This window comes from Bradyrhizobium sp. JR3.5, from assembly GCF_054057015.1.
This window is the reverse complement of record NZ_JBSRYV010000002.1, coordinates 970,943-988,508: the sequence shown is the minus strand read 5'-3', so window position 1 is coordinate 988,508 and position 17,566 is coordinate 970,943. Positions and strand designations below refer to the sequence as shown.

11 protein-coding genes and 6 pseudogenes are annotated in these 17,566 nt (G+C 59.3%); 16 read left to right on the top strand and 1 reads right to left on the bottom strand.

Annotation, left to right across the window (positions count from 1 at the left end):
• Positions 1-612: 612 nt before the first annotated feature.
• Complete coding sequence (locus ACVWW1_RS21500; protein ID WP_456657368.1) at positions 613-777, top strand: hypothetical protein; 165 nt, start codon at positions 613-615, stop codon at positions 775-777.
• Positions 778-782: 5 nt separating this feature from the next.
• Here ACVWW1_RS21500 and ACVWW1_RS21495 read toward each other — a convergent pair whose 3' ends face one another.
• Complete coding sequence (locus ACVWW1_RS21495; RefSeq protein ID WP_456657367.1) at positions 783-2,150, bottom strand: dicarboxylate/amino acid:cation symporter; 1,368 nt, start codon at positions 2,148-2,150, stop codon at positions 783-785.
• Positions 2,151-2,353: 203 nt separating this feature from the next.
• Between ACVWW1_RS21495 and ACVWW1_RS21490 the strand changes: the two are divergent.
• From ACVWW1_RS21490 to nifK, 15 genes and pseudogenes are all read left to right on the top strand, one after another.
• A pseudogene (locus ACVWW1_RS21490) lies at positions 2,354-2,670 on the top strand (GntR family transcriptional regulator); the annotation flags it as partial.
• Between the two features lie 441 nt (positions 2,671-3,111).
• Entirely contained in the window at positions 3,112-3,303 is a 192-nt protein-coding gene (locus ACVWW1_RS21485) for a 2Fe-2S iron-sulfur cluster-binding protein (RefSeq protein WP_456657366.1), read from the top strand.
• Between the two features lie 678 nt (positions 3,304-3,981).
• Positions 3,982-4,660, top strand: a pseudogene (locus tag ACVWW1_RS21480) (molybdate ABC transporter permease subunit).
• Between the two features lie 60 nt (positions 4,661-4,720).
• Positions 4,721-4,897 (top strand): hypothetical protein, encoded by a 177-nt coding sequence (locus tag ACVWW1_RS21475; RefSeq protein ID WP_456657365.1) that lies wholly within the window; start codon positions 4,721-4,723, stop codon positions 4,895-4,897.
• A gap of 251 nt (positions 4,898-5,148) precedes the next feature.
• Positions 5,149-5,490 (top strand): annotated as a pseudogene (locus tag ACVWW1_RS21470) (acylphosphatase); the annotation flags it as partial.
• 108 nt (positions 5,491-5,598) lie between these two features.
• Positions 5,599-6,083 (top strand): annotated as a pseudogene (locus tag ACVWW1_RS21465) (hydrogenase formation protein HypD); the annotation flags it as partial.
• Positions 6,080-6,415 (top strand): annotated as a pseudogene (locus tag ACVWW1_RS21460) (AIR synthase related protein); the annotation flags it as partial. The pseudogenes ACVWW1_RS21465 and ACVWW1_RS21460, both read left to right, overlap by 4 nt.
• A gap of 314 nt (positions 6,416-6,729) precedes the next feature.
• Positions 6,730-7,842, top strand: coding sequence for an alanine dehydrogenase (ald, locus tag ACVWW1_RS21455; protein WP_456657364.1), 1,113 nt, complete (start codon positions 6,730-6,732; stop codon positions 7,840-7,842).
• 750 nt (positions 7,843-8,592) lie between these two features.
• Positions 8,593-8,787 (top strand): 4Fe-4S binding protein, encoded by a 195-nt coding sequence (locus ACVWW1_RS21450; RefSeq protein WP_456657363.1) that lies wholly within the window; start codon positions 8,593-8,595, stop codon positions 8,785-8,787.
• A 191-nt stretch (positions 8,788-8,978) separates the two neighbouring features.
• A complete protein-coding gene (sufB, locus tag ACVWW1_RS21445) occupies positions 8,979-10,475 on the top strand; it encodes a Fe-S cluster assembly protein SufB (RefSeq protein ID WP_456657362.1) in 1,497 nt (498 codons plus the stop codon).
• Positions 10,476-10,531: 56 nt separating this feature from the next.
• A complete protein-coding gene (sufC, locus tag ACVWW1_RS21440) occupies positions 10,532-11,284 on the top strand; it encodes a Fe-S cluster assembly ATPase SufC (protein WP_456657361.1) in 753 nt (250 codons plus the stop codon).
• An 18-nt stretch (positions 11,285-11,302) separates the two neighbouring features.
• On the top strand, positions 11,303-12,625 hold the full coding sequence (gene sufD / locus ACVWW1_RS21435; protein WP_456660639.1) for a Fe-S cluster assembly protein SufD: 1,323 nt from the start codon (positions 11,303-11,305) through the stop codon (positions 12,623-12,625).
• Positions 12,622-13,869, top strand: coding sequence for a cysteine desulfurase (locus ACVWW1_RS21430; RefSeq protein WP_456657360.1), 1,248 nt, complete (start codon positions 12,622-12,624; stop codon positions 13,867-13,869). The genes sufD and ACVWW1_RS21430 overlap by 4 nt, the downstream gene beginning before the upstream one ends.
• Before the next feature lie 473 nt (positions 13,870-14,342).
• Positions 14,343-15,845, top strand: a complete 1,503-nt coding sequence (nifD, locus tag ACVWW1_RS21425; RefSeq protein WP_429032803.1) for a nitrogenase molybdenum-iron protein alpha chain — start codon at positions 14,343-14,345, stop codon at positions 15,843-15,845.
• Between the two features lie 66 nt (positions 15,846-15,911).
• Positions 15,912-17,469 (top strand): annotated as a pseudogene (gene nifK / locus ACVWW1_RS21420) (nitrogenase molybdenum-iron protein subunit beta).
• The last annotated feature ends 97 nt before the right edge of the window (positions 17,470-17,566 follow it).

The window sequence follows — 17,566 nt, the reverse complement described above, 5'->3', positions numbered from 1 at the left end:
GAGATCGATTGCTTGCAGGGACTCAGCACGCGGCCGAAGAAAGACGCATTACAAACGTAGGTATAGTTGTCTTAAACCTTTCGATATGACGCGCTGACGTGCGTACAATCGCGTATGAGACGTCTGTTTTCCTTCGCTGCCTATTCCTCTGGCGGCGCCTGAGGCTGAAGGCAGCCGGCCGAGCACAGACAGCTGCGTGGCGGCCAGGCACATCCTACGCGGCAGAAAACGGCTACATCGCGTCAGCTAGAAGCTGCGGCTGAAACAATAAGGCACGCGCTGCCGAATCTGCAAAGAGCAGCGACAAAGCTGTGGAGGGCGTGACATTAGCTCCTGTGAGCTTCATCTCGGCTTGGCGAAGGTGCCAATCTCCGTCGCGGTCCGATGCCCGACATGCACCGGAACAAAGGGATGAATCGAGTTGCGCCGGTGAGATCGCCACCACATGGGCGGGCGACGTTTGCGGTGGTCGCGCACCAGCCGTTTCATGCGCAGCCCAGCTACCTTGGCCGCCAGGGCGGGTGCGTTCTGTCCTAACGTAGTGTCTGACTTGGCCAACCTTGTGCCGGCATTTGGACAGCAGGAGCTTTCAACTCGAAAGGTGACCTGCAGATGACTGCCGAAAACAATTTCTTTTACGCCCGTGTGAGCGGATCTTTTCAGAGGCTGTTGCCGGGGTGCGGCCTTGATCCGGCGGAGCGGTCCGAAGACCTGGTGAAAAACGCTCCGTTCGCATTCCAAGTCGGCTCTACCGACTTGAACAGCGAAGAAGCGTGAATTGGTTACGGTCGAGTTCGACGCTTCTTGTCATCATGCGTAAAATCCGAAGCCTGCCTCCTTCTTCCGTTGGCGGTGCTGCTGGAATCGGTGGGCTGGTTGAGGCGGGCGTGCAGCGTCGCGTGCTGGAGCTCGCCTTCCCACCAGGACACGAACACCGCGGCGATGCCATTGCCGGCGATGTTCGTAAGAGCTCGCACCTCGCTCATGAACTTGTCGATCGAGAACACGATTGCCATCCCCGGCACGAGCGCTGGGTTGACCACCGACAATGTCGCGGCGAGCGTGATGAAGCCTGCGCCGGTGACGCCGCTCGCTCCCTTCGAGGTCAGCATCGCCACGAGCAAGATCGTGAGCTGCTCGCCAAACGTGAGATCGACCCCGAGTGCCTGGGCAATGAACAGTGTCGCAAGCGTCATATAGATGTTGGTGCCGTCGAGGTTGAAAGAGTAGCCGGTTGGCACCACGAGGCCGACCACGGGCTTGGAGCAGCCAAGCCGCTCGAGCTTCTCCATCAACTGCGGCAGCGCGCTTTCCGAGGACGAGGTGCCGAGCACGATCAGGACCTCGTCCTTGATATAGGCGATGAACTTGAAGATCGAGAAACCGACGATGCGCGCGATCAGACCGAGCACGACTACCACAAATATCGCCGCCGTCGCATAGAACAGCGCGATCAGACCGATCAGATTCCCGAGCGCCGCCGGCCCGAACTTGCCGATCGTGAAGGCCATCGCGCCGAACGCGCCGATCGGGGCCGCTTTCATGATGATGGCGATCACGCCGAATACGGCGTGCGCGAGGTCATCAATTATGCGGCGCAACCGTTCTCCACGCTCTCCCAGCGCCATCAGCGAGAAGCCGAACAGGATCGCGAACAGGAGCACCTGCAGAACGTCGCCGCGAGCCAAGGCGCCGACCACCGTATCGGGAATGATATTGAGAAAGAAATCGACGGTCTTCGAGGCTTCCGCCTGCTTGACGTAATTGGCGACCGCCGCAGCGTCGGGTTTGACCGCAAGGCCACGGCCGATTTGGACGAGATTGCCCATAACAAGCCCCAACGCCAAGGCGAAGCTCGAGACGATCTCGAAATAAACCAGCGCCTTGACGCCGACACGTCCGACCTTTCTTGCATCTTGAATATGCGCGATGCCGGATGCGACGGTGCAGAAGATGATCGGCGCGATCACCATCTTGATCAGCTTGATGAACCCGTCACCGAGGGCCTTGACCCAGTCGTTGGTCGCGACCGATGGCCACGACCAGCCAAGGATGGCGCCAATTACGATTGCGATCAATACCTGGACGTAGAGAATTTTATACCAAGTCTGCGACGCGCGCGCGGGCGCCGTTGTTGCCATGGTGGTCATGACGCTTCCTTCCCGAATGCACTCGAATACGAGCCGCTTCTTCATTGAGAGGCGACGTCATCATACGAGGCTGTCATTTTCGCCGTGGCCGATTGAGGACGGTTCCGAGAGCCGGGCGTCATTGCAAAAGGCGGACGTTCAGTTATTATCGTTTTTCGTCAAGCAAGATATGCGCCACACGTCAACATGCGGCCGATAAGATGGCCCTGTTGACTGAATTGTCGCGCAGCCCGCTCCTGATCCGGCAGGTCGATCGCGCGTCCGCGTTGCCATTCGCCTCGCCAAGCGGCTTTGTGATGACCCAATCTACTCTGCTGGGTGAGCGCCGCACGCTCTTGATTGCGCAAGATCAACACCGCGTCGTGATCGACGCAATCGAAAACCTCGAAGGCGCGCGGATCGAAGCGCTCATGCGCGAGCACGTGCGAGTGGCCGCGCGCAATTTGCGCATGGCGCTCAAGAACACGACGCATTTGATCTGCTGTCAGGACTGGCGCTCATCAGGATGGCAGGCGATTAAAGGAAATCTGCATGCGTTTCATTGAAAGCTGGGCACCCCCCAACCCTCGTCGCGACGCGCGATCTGACGCCTTCGATCCGCGAGCTCCTGATCAAACCGGAAAAGTTTGATGTCGCGGCCTATCCGGTCGGCAAGGCGGCATCGGCATTACGCCACCGGTTGGACCAGCCCAGGCGCTCGCCCGCCGCAATGCCGGCTTCACCCTGCATTTTGCTGTGCCTTCCCGCGAGCAAGCCGTCTATTTGGATGTTCTCGCCCCCTTGCTGAACGAGCGGCTTAGTGTCGATGCAGGTAATAAAGGGCGCCGCCTCGATTTCGATAACTTGTTCGCCTCGCTGCCGACTGAAGGCTTCCGGGCGCGCCTTGTAGATTGGGCTGTCGGGATCGAGATTCCGCGCGATCGTTCGTTGCTAGAAGTACTCGGGCGAGGCCGGTTACGAGGTGATCGCAGATTGCCGGCGCGGCGCGTGCGGCGTTTGCGCGATCGAGCTCGTCAACGTCGACGGCGAGGTTGACCACCGTGACGTCTTGAACGAGCAACAAAAGCGCGCAAACGAAAAGATCTGTGCCTGTGTCTCTCGCGCCCGCGGCACTATCACAATCGATATCCTGTTCCGACCGGACGCGTTATAAGGTGTTGTTTTTCGGCAGCAGGTTCCGACCCAGCGCCCGGCAGAATCACGCATGTCCCAAGGTTGTCTTTCTCCAAACGATAGTCCGGCAAGACTTGAATTTCGGAACTTTCGTAGCCGCGTCCATTCTCGCAAATGGGACTGCGGCGGGTGGTGGCGCTCATATCCGCTTGCAGGATTGTCAATGCGCAGCCAATTCTTCGAAGCATAATGGACGTAAGGATTACATCGCGTGATCATGGAGCGCGGGAAAACCCAACAAGAGTTCTTGGGGCCGTCAAATCCTGCCGCTGCATCGTGCCGTCGCTTTCTGCTCGGGAACAAAGGTGCCGGAAAACTGACAGAGCGTCAGGTCCGCTCCACAGCGACGTCGGCATCTCCGCGCATTTTTCTCACGTTGGAGCATAGGGCGCACCACATTTCGCAAACGGCACGGGCATTGCTGGGTGACGTGCAAGGAGCTGCCGGTGAGACCGGTCGAAGCGGCCCTGTCACTGGAGTTTTCGATGAGGCTTGCGATGCTGCTCTTGCTCGCAGAAACGACGCGCGTCAATGTAGCGGCCGCCACTAATTCCGCTCGACTAAAAGGCGACGCGCGCTACATCGCCTCGGCGAGCCGGACATGCAGGCGATCACTGTGTCGGTATGGCGACGTGCTCTCACTGCCGGGCTGACGGACATGGATGCCGTTTCGGCAGAGATTTGGCAATCCGGTGCGCTCACGATAGAGCTCGCCAGCCTGACGACCATGATCCTCCTGGTGATTGGCGCGCCGCTCGCGTGATGGCTAGCGCGCTCAAAGACGGTTCTCAGCGAGGCGGCAGCGACGATGATCGCGCTGCCGCTGGTGCTACCGCCGACGGCACTCGGTTTCTGTGTACTCGTGCTGCTCGGCTCGGACGGACCGGGGGCCTTCTCGCCTCTTTCTGGGGCGAGCGCGTGCTCGCCTTTACCTTTGCAGGAATCGTGGTCGGATCGGTTCTGTCGGCACTGCGTTTGGTAGTGCAGCCGATCCGTAACGCTTTTGCTGCGATAGATGGCCGCCCGCTGGAAACTGCGCGGCGCGTTTCTCCGTTCTATGCCTTCATTACCATCGGCCTGCCTTTGGCGCGACTGGAGTTTGTCGAAGCCACGGTGCTTGGCTTTGCTCATACGATCGGCACATTCGGGTCGTGATGATGATCGGCGGCGACATTCCTGGGCGCACCAAGGTGTTGTCGGCCTACGTCAAAGAGTACGTCCAAGCATCGCGCTGGCGCGAGACGAGTTTGATTGCCGGCGGTATGGTGATGTTCGCCTTTGCTGCCATCTTCTCGTTAACGCTCATCGACAAATATTGTGCCAGGAGAGGCACTTGAGGGCAGGCGCATTAGGCCGGATCGAATCGCGTTCGGACTGCAGGCCACACATGTCCGATCATGACCGAGCAGCAGGGTTGCAAGCCAGATCCATCCTTCCTTGGCGAGGATACAATGAACAAGCTTGTTTTGGCCGAGGCGGCTGCTGGAACCGTCGTCAATTCAGCGCACGCCGCGCCTCTGCCGGAGGCGAAGGCCGATGACGTTGGAGTTTCTCAGCAGCGTCTTGCCTTGTAGTGTATCAGCTTGCCGTCTCTGGCGATTGCAACCACCACCCCGGCGCGCGCTTGCTTGCGATCTCGCGAGCGAAGACCGAGTGGCTGGCACTCCGGCCGCTCGAATGCGTTCGGCATCGTTCGAGGTCTGACAAGACGTGTCAATCCAAAGATAGAAGGGCTTACGGTTTTGGCGCGAACCGGCGAGGGTGTTGGCGCGCTCTGCGCTTGGACAAGCCGATGAGCGTCGCCGCCACCTGCGACTGAACACGGCTGCGCGTGCGCGTGAGCGGGGCCGTCCAAGGGGGCGGCTTTCGTCCTTATGTCCATGGCTTGGCCACGCGGTACGGATTGGCCGGTTTTGTCGTGAATGGTCCCGAGGGCGTCACGATCGAGATCGAGGGTGACCGTGTGTCGGAGTTTGTCGCCGCTTTGCCGCTCGAGGCGCCTCCACTGGCCCGCATCGACCACATCTGCGTTCAGGAGACCCGGGCGCTGGCGGCGAAAGACTTTTCGATCGGCGCAAGCGAAAGCGGCAAGTTGTCAACGCGGATCGCCGCCGATGCGGCGACCTGTCCGCAATGCCTCAGTGAGCTGTTCGATCCAGAAAACCGCACCGCCCGTGCTCGCCGTCGGCGGCGCGCTGAAGTCGACCGTCACCATCACGCGGGACAACGAAGCATTTGTCTCCCAGCGCAGCCTTACGAGCCCCTGACGGCACAATTCGGCAAGCCGATCATGACCGCGGGGGTTTGAACCGCTCGACGTGATGCAGCCATTGTGATGCTGGTGCGGCAGGTGAACGAAGGCCGCCACGAGGTGGAGAACCAATACAGCCGCGCGGTGACGCGGGAAGGCAATCGGCGCGCCAACGGCGAGGTCTCGCAGATATTCGAAATGCGTGAGCAACCCGAATGGCGTGGGCTTGGACTCCTACCAGTAGCGGACTGAAGCTGAAGCAGGCTTACGCGCGATTCGACGCCGAGGCGCGTTTTGCGATGCACGAACTGCGTGTCGCCGACAATCCGGCGTGCGAATGCTGCGCGATCCTGCGCGGCGCCAAGCGGCCGGTCGACTGCAAGCTGTTTGGAACCGTCTGCACGCCGGAAACTCCCATTGCGTCCTGCATAGTCTCATCGGAAGGTGCCTGTGCCGCATATTGGACATATGGCCGAGTTCGCGATGATCAAGTGAGGCGGATGTCATGAATGTAAAGGCCTATCAACGCAACCTCGACGTCGAGAACGGACGCGTTGATCTTTCCCAATGATCCGGGGGCCGTGCCATGGCACAGCTGATCTCCGGCCTTTTTCACCAGGCCTCGGTAATGAATGGCTTGCCCGCTGCACCGATCGGTCGGCGTTTGACGTTGCGGCAGGCGGGATGGCCATGACGACCGACGGCTATGTGGTTTCGCCCGCTGTTCTTTCCCGGCGGCAATATCGGCTCACTCGCTGTGCACGGCACGATCAATGGTGTCGTGATGTCCGGTGCACGTACGCCCTATCTGTCGGCCAGCTTCATCATCGAGGAGGGGTTCCGGTTCTCGGCTAGTCTATGGGCAATCCTGCCCAACTGGCAGACTGCTCGCTCTTTAAGAAGTTCGACAAGGCTGGATTTTGGTTGTTAGCCTTTCCACGAACCGAGAACCCAACTCGAAACGATTCAGCGCCATTGCGCAGTCTCGGCGGTCAAGCTCGGCGAGCAGGTCACTCGACCCGCTCGGCACCCGTGTGTTTGAAATCCTGCGTAGCTTGTCAAATATCGCTGAATTCCTGCGCCAGTCTGGTGGCTGTGTGGCAATATCGTTGCGCTCTTCCGACTAGAAAGGCGTTTCAGGCAGGGAGTTTTCAAATGAAGGTCGGAGTTCCCAAGGAAATCAAGGCGCACGAATATCGCGTGGGCCTGACTCCTGGAGCCGTCCGCGAATACGTGGCAGCGGGCCACCGCGTGACGATCGAGACCAATGCCGGCGCCGGCATTGGTGCAACCGATGACGACTATCGCAACGCCGGCGCAGCGATTTTAACTTCCGCACTTGAGGTGTTTGCATCGAGCGAGATGATCGTAAAGGTTAAGGAGCCTCAGCCGTCCGAATGGAGCCAGCTGCGGGAGAATCAGATCCTCTTCACTTATCTGCATCTAGCCCCCGACCCTGAGCAGGCGAAGGGCCTCCTAAAATCTGGATGCACCGCGATCGCCTATGAGACCGTAACTGATGCGCATGGTGGTCTTCCACTGCTGGCGCCGATGAGCGAGGTCGCGGGTAGGCTTGCGATCGAAGCGGCGGGTAGCGCGCTGAAGCGGAGTGCAGGCGGACGAGGGCTGTTGATCGGTGGGGTGCCCGGCGTTCAGCCGGCCCGGATCGTGGTGATCGGAGGCGGCGTCGTTGGTACGCACGCGGCGCGCATGGCGGTCGGTCTGGGCGCAGAGGTGACCATCATCGACCGTTCGATACCCCGGCTCCGCGAGTTGGACGAGCTATTCGAAGGACGCGTTCGCACCAGGTTTTCGACCATCGATGCCGTAGAGGAAGAGGTATTTGCGGCGGATGTGGTGATTGGTGCGGTGCTCGTTCCAGGTGCGAGCGCGCCAAAGCTGGTCCGTCGGAACATGCTGAGCTCGATGCGTAAGAGGGCGGTACTCGTGGATGTCGCCATCGATCAGGGCGGCTGTTTTGAGACGTCGCACCCAACCACTCACGCTGATCCAACTTACGAAGTGGATGGCGTCATTCATTATTGCGTGGCTAATATGCCCGGCGCCGTGCCGCTGACCTCGAGCCAAGCATTGAACAACGCTACGCTGCCGTTTGGTTTGGCTCTGGCTAACAAGGGTTTTTCCGCCGTGCTCGAAAATCCGCATCTGCGCGCGGGCCTCAACGTCCATCGGGGCCGGCTAACGTACAAGGCCGTGGCCGAGAGCCTCGGGCTCCCTTTCTCACCGATCGAGCAGGTTGCAGCCTGATCCCAGAGGTCCCTACGGGACGTTTCCTCCCTGACTTGGGCCACCCTGCGGGGTGGCCTTTTTCGGCTCTATTGATCTGCTGCGCACCACTTGCATTTGTTTGGAGCGCGAAGGGAAGCCGGGGATCAGCAGGCGGTCCACGGTTGGCGTTCAGCCGTCCTCGCGATGCGGGACAATGTACTTTTGCCCCATAACAGGGCCTATAAATGCCGGCTTGCCGGCAATCCGCGGGGATTGAAAATTGCGTGCGGCCGCTCCCCCAGGGGCCCGCGATCACCGGAGCGGCTTTATCTGGCGCGATCGCCGCGACCTTTTCTGGCTGCGCTGTGGAGACGCGGACCGGACCAGCGACGACCGCGCCGGTTGGTCATCTGGTGCTGTCGCTGAATCCGCCGCTGTCCCGGTGAGTAGAACCGATAAGATGCGGTCGCCTGACGCAGCGGCAGAGCCCTTGCGAAGTGGCGAGGCCCATCGATCGTCGCCGCGCCACCGCGGCCATGGGAAGGATCGTAGATCGGTTCCTGCGACTGGCGAACGCGATTCACCGGCTGACTGCCGTGAGATCGACGATGCCCAAACTACGGCATCGAGATCAAGCCGCTGTAATGCCAATTGTAGGATTTGCGACACCGTGTCGAGGCGGCGACTTGCGTTATCGGCAATAGCCAAGACAAATCAAGCGTAAACTGTCTGGCACAAGACTTGAAAGCAACAAATTGTCCCGCACCTTTTGCTCATGGAATCGCAGTGATGGCCTACAAGATAATCGCATCCCAGTGCACCGTCTGCGGTGCGTGTGAGTTCGAATGTCCTAACGCCGCGATCAACCTGAAGAACGACATATATGTGATTAATCCAACCCAGTGCACCCAATGTGAGGGGCATTTTGAAGCGCCGCAATGCGCCGTCGTTTGCCCGGTGCCCGATACGTGCGTGCCGGCATAGGTAGGTAGCCGAAGTGGAATTCTGGCGCGAAACATGATGAAGACCCTATCGGCGGCTGCCGCCTTTTGGATCCGTCTCCTGGTTCTCTCACTCGCTGGCCCCGAGTTGGCCGTGACTTGCGCGATCCGCTCGGAGAGGGCTCGGCGAAATCATCGCCGGCGGGAGTTGTTCTTGCGCGAACGGAGCGGGCAGTGGTAGCTATACAAGAGACGGTCGAGCGCGTCCGGCGCATCGACGTCGACCAGTATCGATATGGGTTTGAGACGCTGATCGAATCCGACAAGGCCCCGAAGGGGCTGTCGGAAGACACCGTCCGCTTCATCTCCGGAAAGAAGAATGAGCCGGCCTGGATGCTGGAATGGCGCCTGGAGGCGTATCGCCGCTGGCTGACCATGACCGAGCCCACCTGGGCGCGCGTCAACTATCCGAAGATCGATTACCAGGATCTCTATTACTACTCGGCGCCGAAGCCGAAAAAGACACTATCCTCGATCGACGAGATCGATCCGGAAATCCTCAAGACCTATGAGAAGCTCGGCATTCCCTTGCGCGAGGTCGCGATCCTCGAGGGCGTCGAGCCGCCGCCCGGCGGCCCGCCATCGCCGAACCGCAAGATCGCGGTCGATGCCGTGTTCGATTCGGTTTCGGTGGCGACCACCTTCCAGAAGGAGCTGAAGGCGGCCGGCGTGATCTTCATGCCGATCTCGGAGGCGATCCGCGAGCATCCCGATCTGGTGCAGAAATATCTCGGCACCGTGGTGCCGACCTCGGACAATTACTTCGCGACCCTGAACTCGGCGGTGTTCTCCGACGGCTCGTTCGTCTACGTACCGCCGGGCGTGCGCTGCCCGATGGAGCTGTCGACCTATTTCCGCATCAACGAGCGCAACACCGGCCAGTTCGAGCGCACGTTGATCATCGCCGACAAGGGCTCCTACGTCTCCTATCTCGAAGGCTGCACCGCGCCCCAGCGCGACGAGAACCAGCTGCATGCCGCCGTGGTCGAGCTCGTCACGCTCGATGACGCCGAGATCAAGTATTCGACGGTGCAGAACTGGTACCCCGGCAATTCGGAAGGCAAGGGCGGCATCTACAATTTCGTCACCAAGCGTGGCGACTGCCGCGGCCGGAATTCCAAGATCTCCTGGACCCAGGTCGAGACCGGTTCAGCGATCACCTGGAAATATCCGAGCTGCATCCTGCGCGGCGACAATTCGAGCGGCGAGTTCTACTCGATCGCGATCTCGAACGGCTTCCAGCAGGTCGATAGCGGCACCAAGATGATCCACCTCGGCAAGAACACGTCGAGCCGGATCATCTCCAAGGGCATCGCCGCCGGCAAGTCGCAGAACACCTATCGCGGCCTCGTCAGCGCGCACCGCAAAGCCACCGGCGCGCGCAACTACACCGCCTGCGACTCGCTCCTGATCGGCGACAAATGCGGCGCGCACACCGTGCCCTATGTCGAGGCCAAGAATTCCTCGGCGACGTTCGAGCATGAGGCGACGACGTCGAAGATTTCCGAGGACGTGCTGTTCTACTGCATCCAGCGCGGGCTCTCGCAGGAGGAAGCCGTCGGCCTCGTCGTCAACGGCTTCGTGAAGGACGTGCTGCAGCAACTGCCGATGGAGTTCGCGGTGGAAGCGCAGAAGCTGATCTCGATCAGCCTTGAAGGTTCGGTTGGCTAATCCATCCCGCCAAGGGCGCGGCCGACGCGCCCGGGGTGATGCTCAGGAAAAATCAGATGTCTCTGCTTGAAGTGAAAGATCTGAAGGTCCGTGTCGAGGAGCGCGAGATCCTTCACGGGCTGTCGCTCACGGTGAACCCGGGCGAGGTGCACGCGATCATGGGGCCGAACGGCTCCGGCAAATCGACGCTCTCCCACGTCATCGCCGGCAAGCCGGGCTATGAAGTCACCGGCGGCCAAATCCTGTTCCGGGGCGAGGACCTGCTGGCGATGGAGCCGAACGAGCGGGCCGCGAAGGGCGTGTTCCTGGCGTTCCAGTATCCGGTCGAGATCCCCGGCGTGACCACGATGAACTTCCTGCGCACGGTGCTGAACGCCCAGCGCAAGGCGCGCGACCAGCAGGAATTCTCCATCCCCGAATTTCTGAAAAGAGTCCGCGATGTCGCCGAATCGCTCAACATCCCCCAGGACATGCTGAAGCGCGGCGTCAATGTCGGGTTCTCCGGCGGCGAGAAGAAGCGCAACGAGATTTTGCAGATGGCATTGTTCGAGCCGGCCGTCTGCATACTCGACGAGATCGATTCCGGTCTCGACATCGACGCGCTACGTATCGTCGCTAGCGGCATCAACGCCTTGCGCTCGCGGGAACGAGCGATGATCGTGATCACCCACTATCGGCGGCTGCTCGACTACATAATACCGGACGTTGTGCACGTGATGGCGAAAGGGCGGGTCAGGAAGAGTGGCGGTAAAGAACTGGCCATGGAGCTCGAGGCCACCGGTTACGCCAAATTCGAGGACGCCGCCTGACGGCTCTAGTATTTCATGATGAAGCAAGTTTTGGCCAAAAGCGACGCCGGACGCGCAATGGGAAATGTCTTCGCTGCAGCGCTTGGAAGGCTGCCAGGCGTGGGCGCTGTTCCCGATATCCGTGCGAGGGCATTCGAGGCCTACGAGCGTGCCGGCCTCCCGCATCGGCACATGGAGGCATGGAAATACACCGATCTACGCGCCCTGATCGGCAAGGTGCTGCCACTCGCTCCAGGACCGGATGCAGCTGCGCTGGTGCGCGCGAAGGCCTCAGCCAGGCAAGCGGCGTTGGACCAGGCAGTCAAACTGGTTTTGGTGGATGGCATATTCGCACCTGAGCTATCCGATCTCGGCAGGCTGGAAAATGGGGTCGATGTCGTGTCGTTACGAGACGTTCTGGAGAATTCGGCCAACAGCGCGACGGCCCGTCTGGTGCTATCGACGACGACTGATGCGGTGGTCTCGCTCAATGCCGCAATGGCGACCGATGGCCTGGTGATTGCGATCGCCGAGGGCAATTTGGTGAAGCGCCCGATTCACATCGTTCATGTCGCGACCGGATTGTCGGTATCCAACTTCACGCGTTCCTATCTGCAACTCGGTAAGGGCGCGCATGCGGCCTTTGTGGAAAGCTTCGTCTCGGCTGAGGGCGCGAGCGGCTATCAGACCAACGATACGACGATCGTCCTGGTTGGTGACGAGGCGAGCCTTTCGCATATCCGAGTGGCAGCCGATGCTGCTGACGCCGTGAACATCTCGTCGGCGATCATCGCGGTCGGCTCCAGGGCGAAGCTCAATCTTTTCACCATGACCTGTGGTGGCTCCATTAGCCGCTATCAGGGATTCGTCACGCTGGCAGGCGAGGGATCCAAGCTCTCAGCGAACGGCGTCAATCTCATCAGCCACAAGCAGCACGCCGACACAACAATCGTAGTCGACCACGCTGTGCCACATTGCACCAGTCGGCAGAAGTTCCGCGCGATCGTTGATGATCGCGGCCGCTCGGTGTTCCAGGGCCGAATCGTCGTTCGTCCCGGCGCACAGAAGACGGACGCCACGCTGACGACGCGAGCGCTGCTCCTCTCTGACCAGGCCGAGGCCGACCATAAGCCCGAACTTGAAATCTTGGCCGATAACGTGACCTGCGGCCACGGATCGACATCAGGTGCGCTGGACGGCACTCTCGTATTTTATCTGCGCGCTCGGGGTCTATCCGAAAAGGATGCGCAGATGTTGCTGATTAAAGCGTTCATTGGCGAGTCGATTGAAGATATTGCCGCCGAGAATCTGCGCGATTTTGTGACCGCGCAAGCTGAACACTGGCTGCAGGCGCGGCGATGAGCGCACATCCCGCGGTTAGCAATGGTAGTTACGAGGTCAACCGTCTGCGTACGAACTTTCCTGCGCTGGCCATGACGGTGTACGGCAAGCCGCTTGTTTACCTCGATAACGCTGCATCCGCGCAAAAGCCCAATGTGGTACTTGACCGTATGATGCAGGTATACTCCAGCGAATATGCCAACGTTCATCGCGGCTTGCACTACCTCGCTAACGCGGCGACCGAGGCGTATGAGGGCGCCCGTACGAGGGTGGCGCGGTTTGTGAACGCGCATTTGAACGAAGAGATCATCTTCACCCGCAGCGCCACCGAGGCAATTAATCTGGTCGCCCAGACTTTTGGCCGTGAACGCATCAGCCCGGGTGATGAGATCGTTCTGTCGATTATGGAACACCACTCCAACATTGTGCCATGGCATTTTCTCAGGGAGCGGCTCGGTGCAGTGATCAAATGGGCACCACTGGATGATGACGGAAACTTCTTGCTCGACGAATTTGAGCGACTGCTGACCCCGCGCACCAAGATGGTTGCAATCACACAAATGTCGAACGTGCTCGGCACGGTCTTGCCGGTGAAAGACGCGGTGAGAATCGCTCATGCTCGTGGTATCCCGGTGCTGGTCGACGGCTCGCAAGGCTGCGTCCATCTGAGCGCCGACGTACGCGACATTGATTGCGATTTCTACGTCATGACCGGCCATAAACTCTATGGTCCGACCGGGATCGGCGTGCTCTACGGCAAGTCTGAGCATCTGGCATCGATGTCGCCCTTCAATGGCGGCGGCGAAATGATCCGCGAGGTCTCGTGTTCCGGCGTCATTTATGCCGATCCGCCGCACCGGTTCGAAGCGGGTACGCCGCCGATTGTTGAGGCGATCGGTTTGGGCGCGGCTGTGGATTACATCAATTCAATAGGCAAGGTGCAGATCCGCAAGCACGAGAGCGCACTGCTTGCTTACGCGCAGGAAAAGCTGGGGGACATCAACTCCGTGCGCCTGATTGGGACTTCGGCCGAGAAAGGGCCAATCATCTCCTTTGATATGAAAGGTGCGCATGCGCATGATATTGCCACCGTCATCGATCGCGCCGGTATAGCGGTGCGGGCGGGAGCTCACTGTGCGATGCCGCTGCTCAAGCGCTTCGGCGTGCAGGCGACGTGCCGTGCGTCCCTCGGACTTTACAACACCCGCGAAGAGATTGATACGCTCGTGCGTGCACTTATCAAGGCGCGGCAGCTGTTCTCGTGATCGGCGAGCCCGCCACGTCCAGGTGGGAGGGGGCTTGCATTGAGCTCTGGAGGAGGATGACGTCATGCACCTGAGCATCATCGTCATCGCAGAGGGTAAGCTCCTGTAGGTCTCGGCAAGCAGAGATCGTATTGCAAGTCTGTGTCGGCCAGCTGACCCTGCAGCCGGTTTTCCTTGTTGCGGCCGCCTTCAGCGAGCGCGATCGCAAAGTACTGCGAACGCGGACACGCGCGGAGAATTGAGCGGGAAATTTTACACACACCAGCCCTTGTTCCATTTCGAACAGGCCAAACCAAGAGTTCTCCGCGCAAAGCGCGATGTCGCATTCGCAACAACATCCATTGTCACAGCGCGAGACGCGCTAACCGGTTTTGATCGTTCTGTTTTTTGTGCTCACGAGCCGCTGGCATGCTGGTTGCAAAAGTCTTGATCAAGAAGCCGCTCTCGCAACAGCTAACCTTGAAGGACATCAGATGAGTCTCGCCACGACCCAGAGCATCGCAGAAATCAGGGCTCGCAACAAAGAGTTGATCGAGGAGGTGCTGAAGGTCTATCCGGAGAAAACCGCGAAACGGCGTGCCAAGCACCTCAACGTTCACCAAGCCGGCAAGTCCGACTGCGGGGTGAAGTCCAACATCAAATCCATACCCGGCGTGATGACAATCAGAGGCTGCGCCTATGCGGGATCGAAGGGGGTGGTCTGGGGACCGATCAAGGACATGGTCCATGTCAGCCATGGCCCGGTCGGTTGCGGTCAGTATTCGTGGGGCTCGCGCCGCAACTATTACGTTGGCACGACGGGGATCGATAGCTTCGTGACCTTGCAGGTCACCTCCGATTTCCAAGAAAAGGATATCGTATTCGGTGGCGACAAGAAACTGGTCAAAGTTCTGGACGAAATCCAGGAGCTGTTTCCGCTCAACAACGGCATCACCATCCAGTCAGAATGCCCGATCGGACTGATCGGTGACGATATCGAGGCCGTCTCAAGAGCGAAATCGAAGGAGTATGGCGGCAAGACCATCGTTCCGGTCCGCTGTGAGGGCTTTCGCGGCGTGTCGCAGTCGCTCGGCCATCACATTGCCAACGACGCGGTGCGCGATTGGATTTTCGACAAGCTCGAGCCGGATGGCAAACCAAAGTTCGAGCCGACGCCTTACGATGTTGCGATCATCGGAGACTACAATATCGGCGGCGATGCCTGGTCATCGCGAATTCTTTTGGAGGAAATGGGCCTGCGGGTGATTGCGCAGTGGTCGGGCGACGGTTCGCTCGCTGAGCTTGAGGCAACGCCGAAGGCAAAGCTCAACATTCTGCATTGCTATCGTTCCATGAACTACATCTCCCGCCACATGGAGGAGAAGTTCGGTATCCCCTGGTGCGAGTATAACTTCTTCGGACCTTCAAAGATCGCAGAATCGCTACGCAAGATTGCGGGACATTTCGACGATAAGATCAAGGAAGGCGCCGAGCGGGTGATTGAAAAGTACCAGCCGCTGGTGAGCGCCGTGATCGCAAAATATCGTCCGCGCCTGCAGGGTAAAACGGTGATGCTGTACGTCGGCGGGCTTCGTCCGCGTCACGTGATTGGCGCATACGAGGACCTCGGGATGGAAGTCGTGGGCACCGGATACGAGTTCGCTCACAACGACGACTATCAGCGCACCGCCCAGCACTACGTAAAGGACAGCACGCTCATCTACGACGACGTCACAGGCTATGAGTTTGAGCGCTTCGTCGAAAAGCTCCAGCCCGACCTGGTCGGCTCGGGCATCAAGGAAAAATACGTCTTCCAAAAGATGGGTGTGCCGTTCCGGCAGATGCATTCCTGGGACTATTCGGGCCCATATCACGGCTATGACGGCTTTGCGATCTTCGCGCGCGACATGGACATGGCTGTCAACTCGCCGGTCTGGAAGAAGACGAAGGCGCCTTGGAAGGAAGCTTCGAAGCCAAGACTCTTGGCTGCAGAATAAAGCTACCAATTCCCGCTCTCGCGGAGAGCTGGGCGATACCAGTTTCGATAACGAAGGATTCCAAAAATGGCGCAGAGTGCCGAACACGTGCTCGATCATCTAGAACTGTTCCGCGGTCCGGAATACCAGCAGATGCTGGCCGACAAGAAGATATTCGAGAATCCTCGCGATCCCGCTGAGGTCGAACGTACCAAGGAATGGACGAAGACACCCGAATACCGCGAGAAGAACTTTGCGCGGGAGGCATTGGTGATAAATCCGGCCAAGGCCTGCCAGCCGCTTGGCGCCGTGTTCGCCTCGGTCGGCTTTGAGGGCACGCTGCCCTTCGTCCACGGATCTCAAGGCTGCGTGGCCTACTACCGCAGCCATCTGGCGCGACACTTCAAGGAGCCGAGCTCCTGCGTCTCTTCATCGATGACGGAAGACGCTGCTGTATTCGGCGGCCTGAACAACATGATCGACGGACTCGCGAACAGCTACAATATGTACAAGCCAAAGATGATTGCGGTTTCCACGACCTGCATGGCTGAGGTGATCGGCGATGACCTCAACGCCTACATCAAGACGTCGAAGGAAAAAGGCTCTATTCCGGCAGAGTTCGACGTGCCGTTCGCACACACACCAGCGTTCGTCGGCAGCCACATCACTGGCTATGACAACGCGCTCAAGGGCATTCTGGGGCATTTTTTGGGACGGCAAGGCCGGAACAGCGCCGAAGCTAGAACGCAGCCCGAACGAGGCAATCAACATCATTGGTGGGTTCGATGGCTATACCGTCGGAAACCTTCGCGAGATTAGCCGCATCCTAGCATTGATGGGTATCCAGCACACCATACTCGCGGATAACTCCGAAGTCTTCGATACCCCGACAGATGGCGAGTTCCGGATGTATGACGGCGGCACCACGCTGGAAGATACGGCCAACGCGGTTCACGCCAAAGCGACAGTCTCCATGCAGCAGTGGTGTACGGAAAAGACCCTGCCGTTCGTGTCCGAGCATGGCCAGGAGGTCGTATCTTTCAATTACCCGGTGGGCATATCCGCAACGGATGACCTTCTCCTGACGTTATCACGCATCAGCGGCAAGGAGATTCCGGAACAACTCACGCGCGAGCGTGGCCGCCTCGTGGATGCCATCGCGGACTCCAGCGCGCATATCCATGGCAAGAAGTTCGCGATCTATGGCGACCCGGATCTCTGCTATGGGTTAGCTGCCTTTCTGCTCGAGCTCGGCGCCGAACCAACCCACGTACTGTCCACCAACGGCAACAAGGCCTGGCATGAAAAAATGCAGGCGCTATTTGCGAGCTCACCGTTTGGGGAAGCCTGCCACGCCTATCCGGGCCGAGACCTCTGGCACATGCGCTCGCTCTTGTTTACCGAGCCGGTCGATCTTCTGATTGGCAACACCTATGGCAAGTACCTGGAGCGTGACACTGGAACGCCACTGATCCGCATCGGTTTCCCGATTTTTGATCGGCATCACCATCACCGCTCCCCTGTATGGGGCTATCAGGGGGGCCTGAATGTGCTGGTGAAGATCCTCGACAAGATCTTCGACGAAATCGACAAGAAGACCAATGTTCTCGGCAAAACTGACTACAGCTTCGACATCATTCGCTGATGGCGGGCAGTGCGCGTGCCATCGTCGAAAACACGCGACGATGGCACAAGCGCAAGACGATTGACCCTTGCAATTTGCTTCGGCTGAGAGGAAAAAC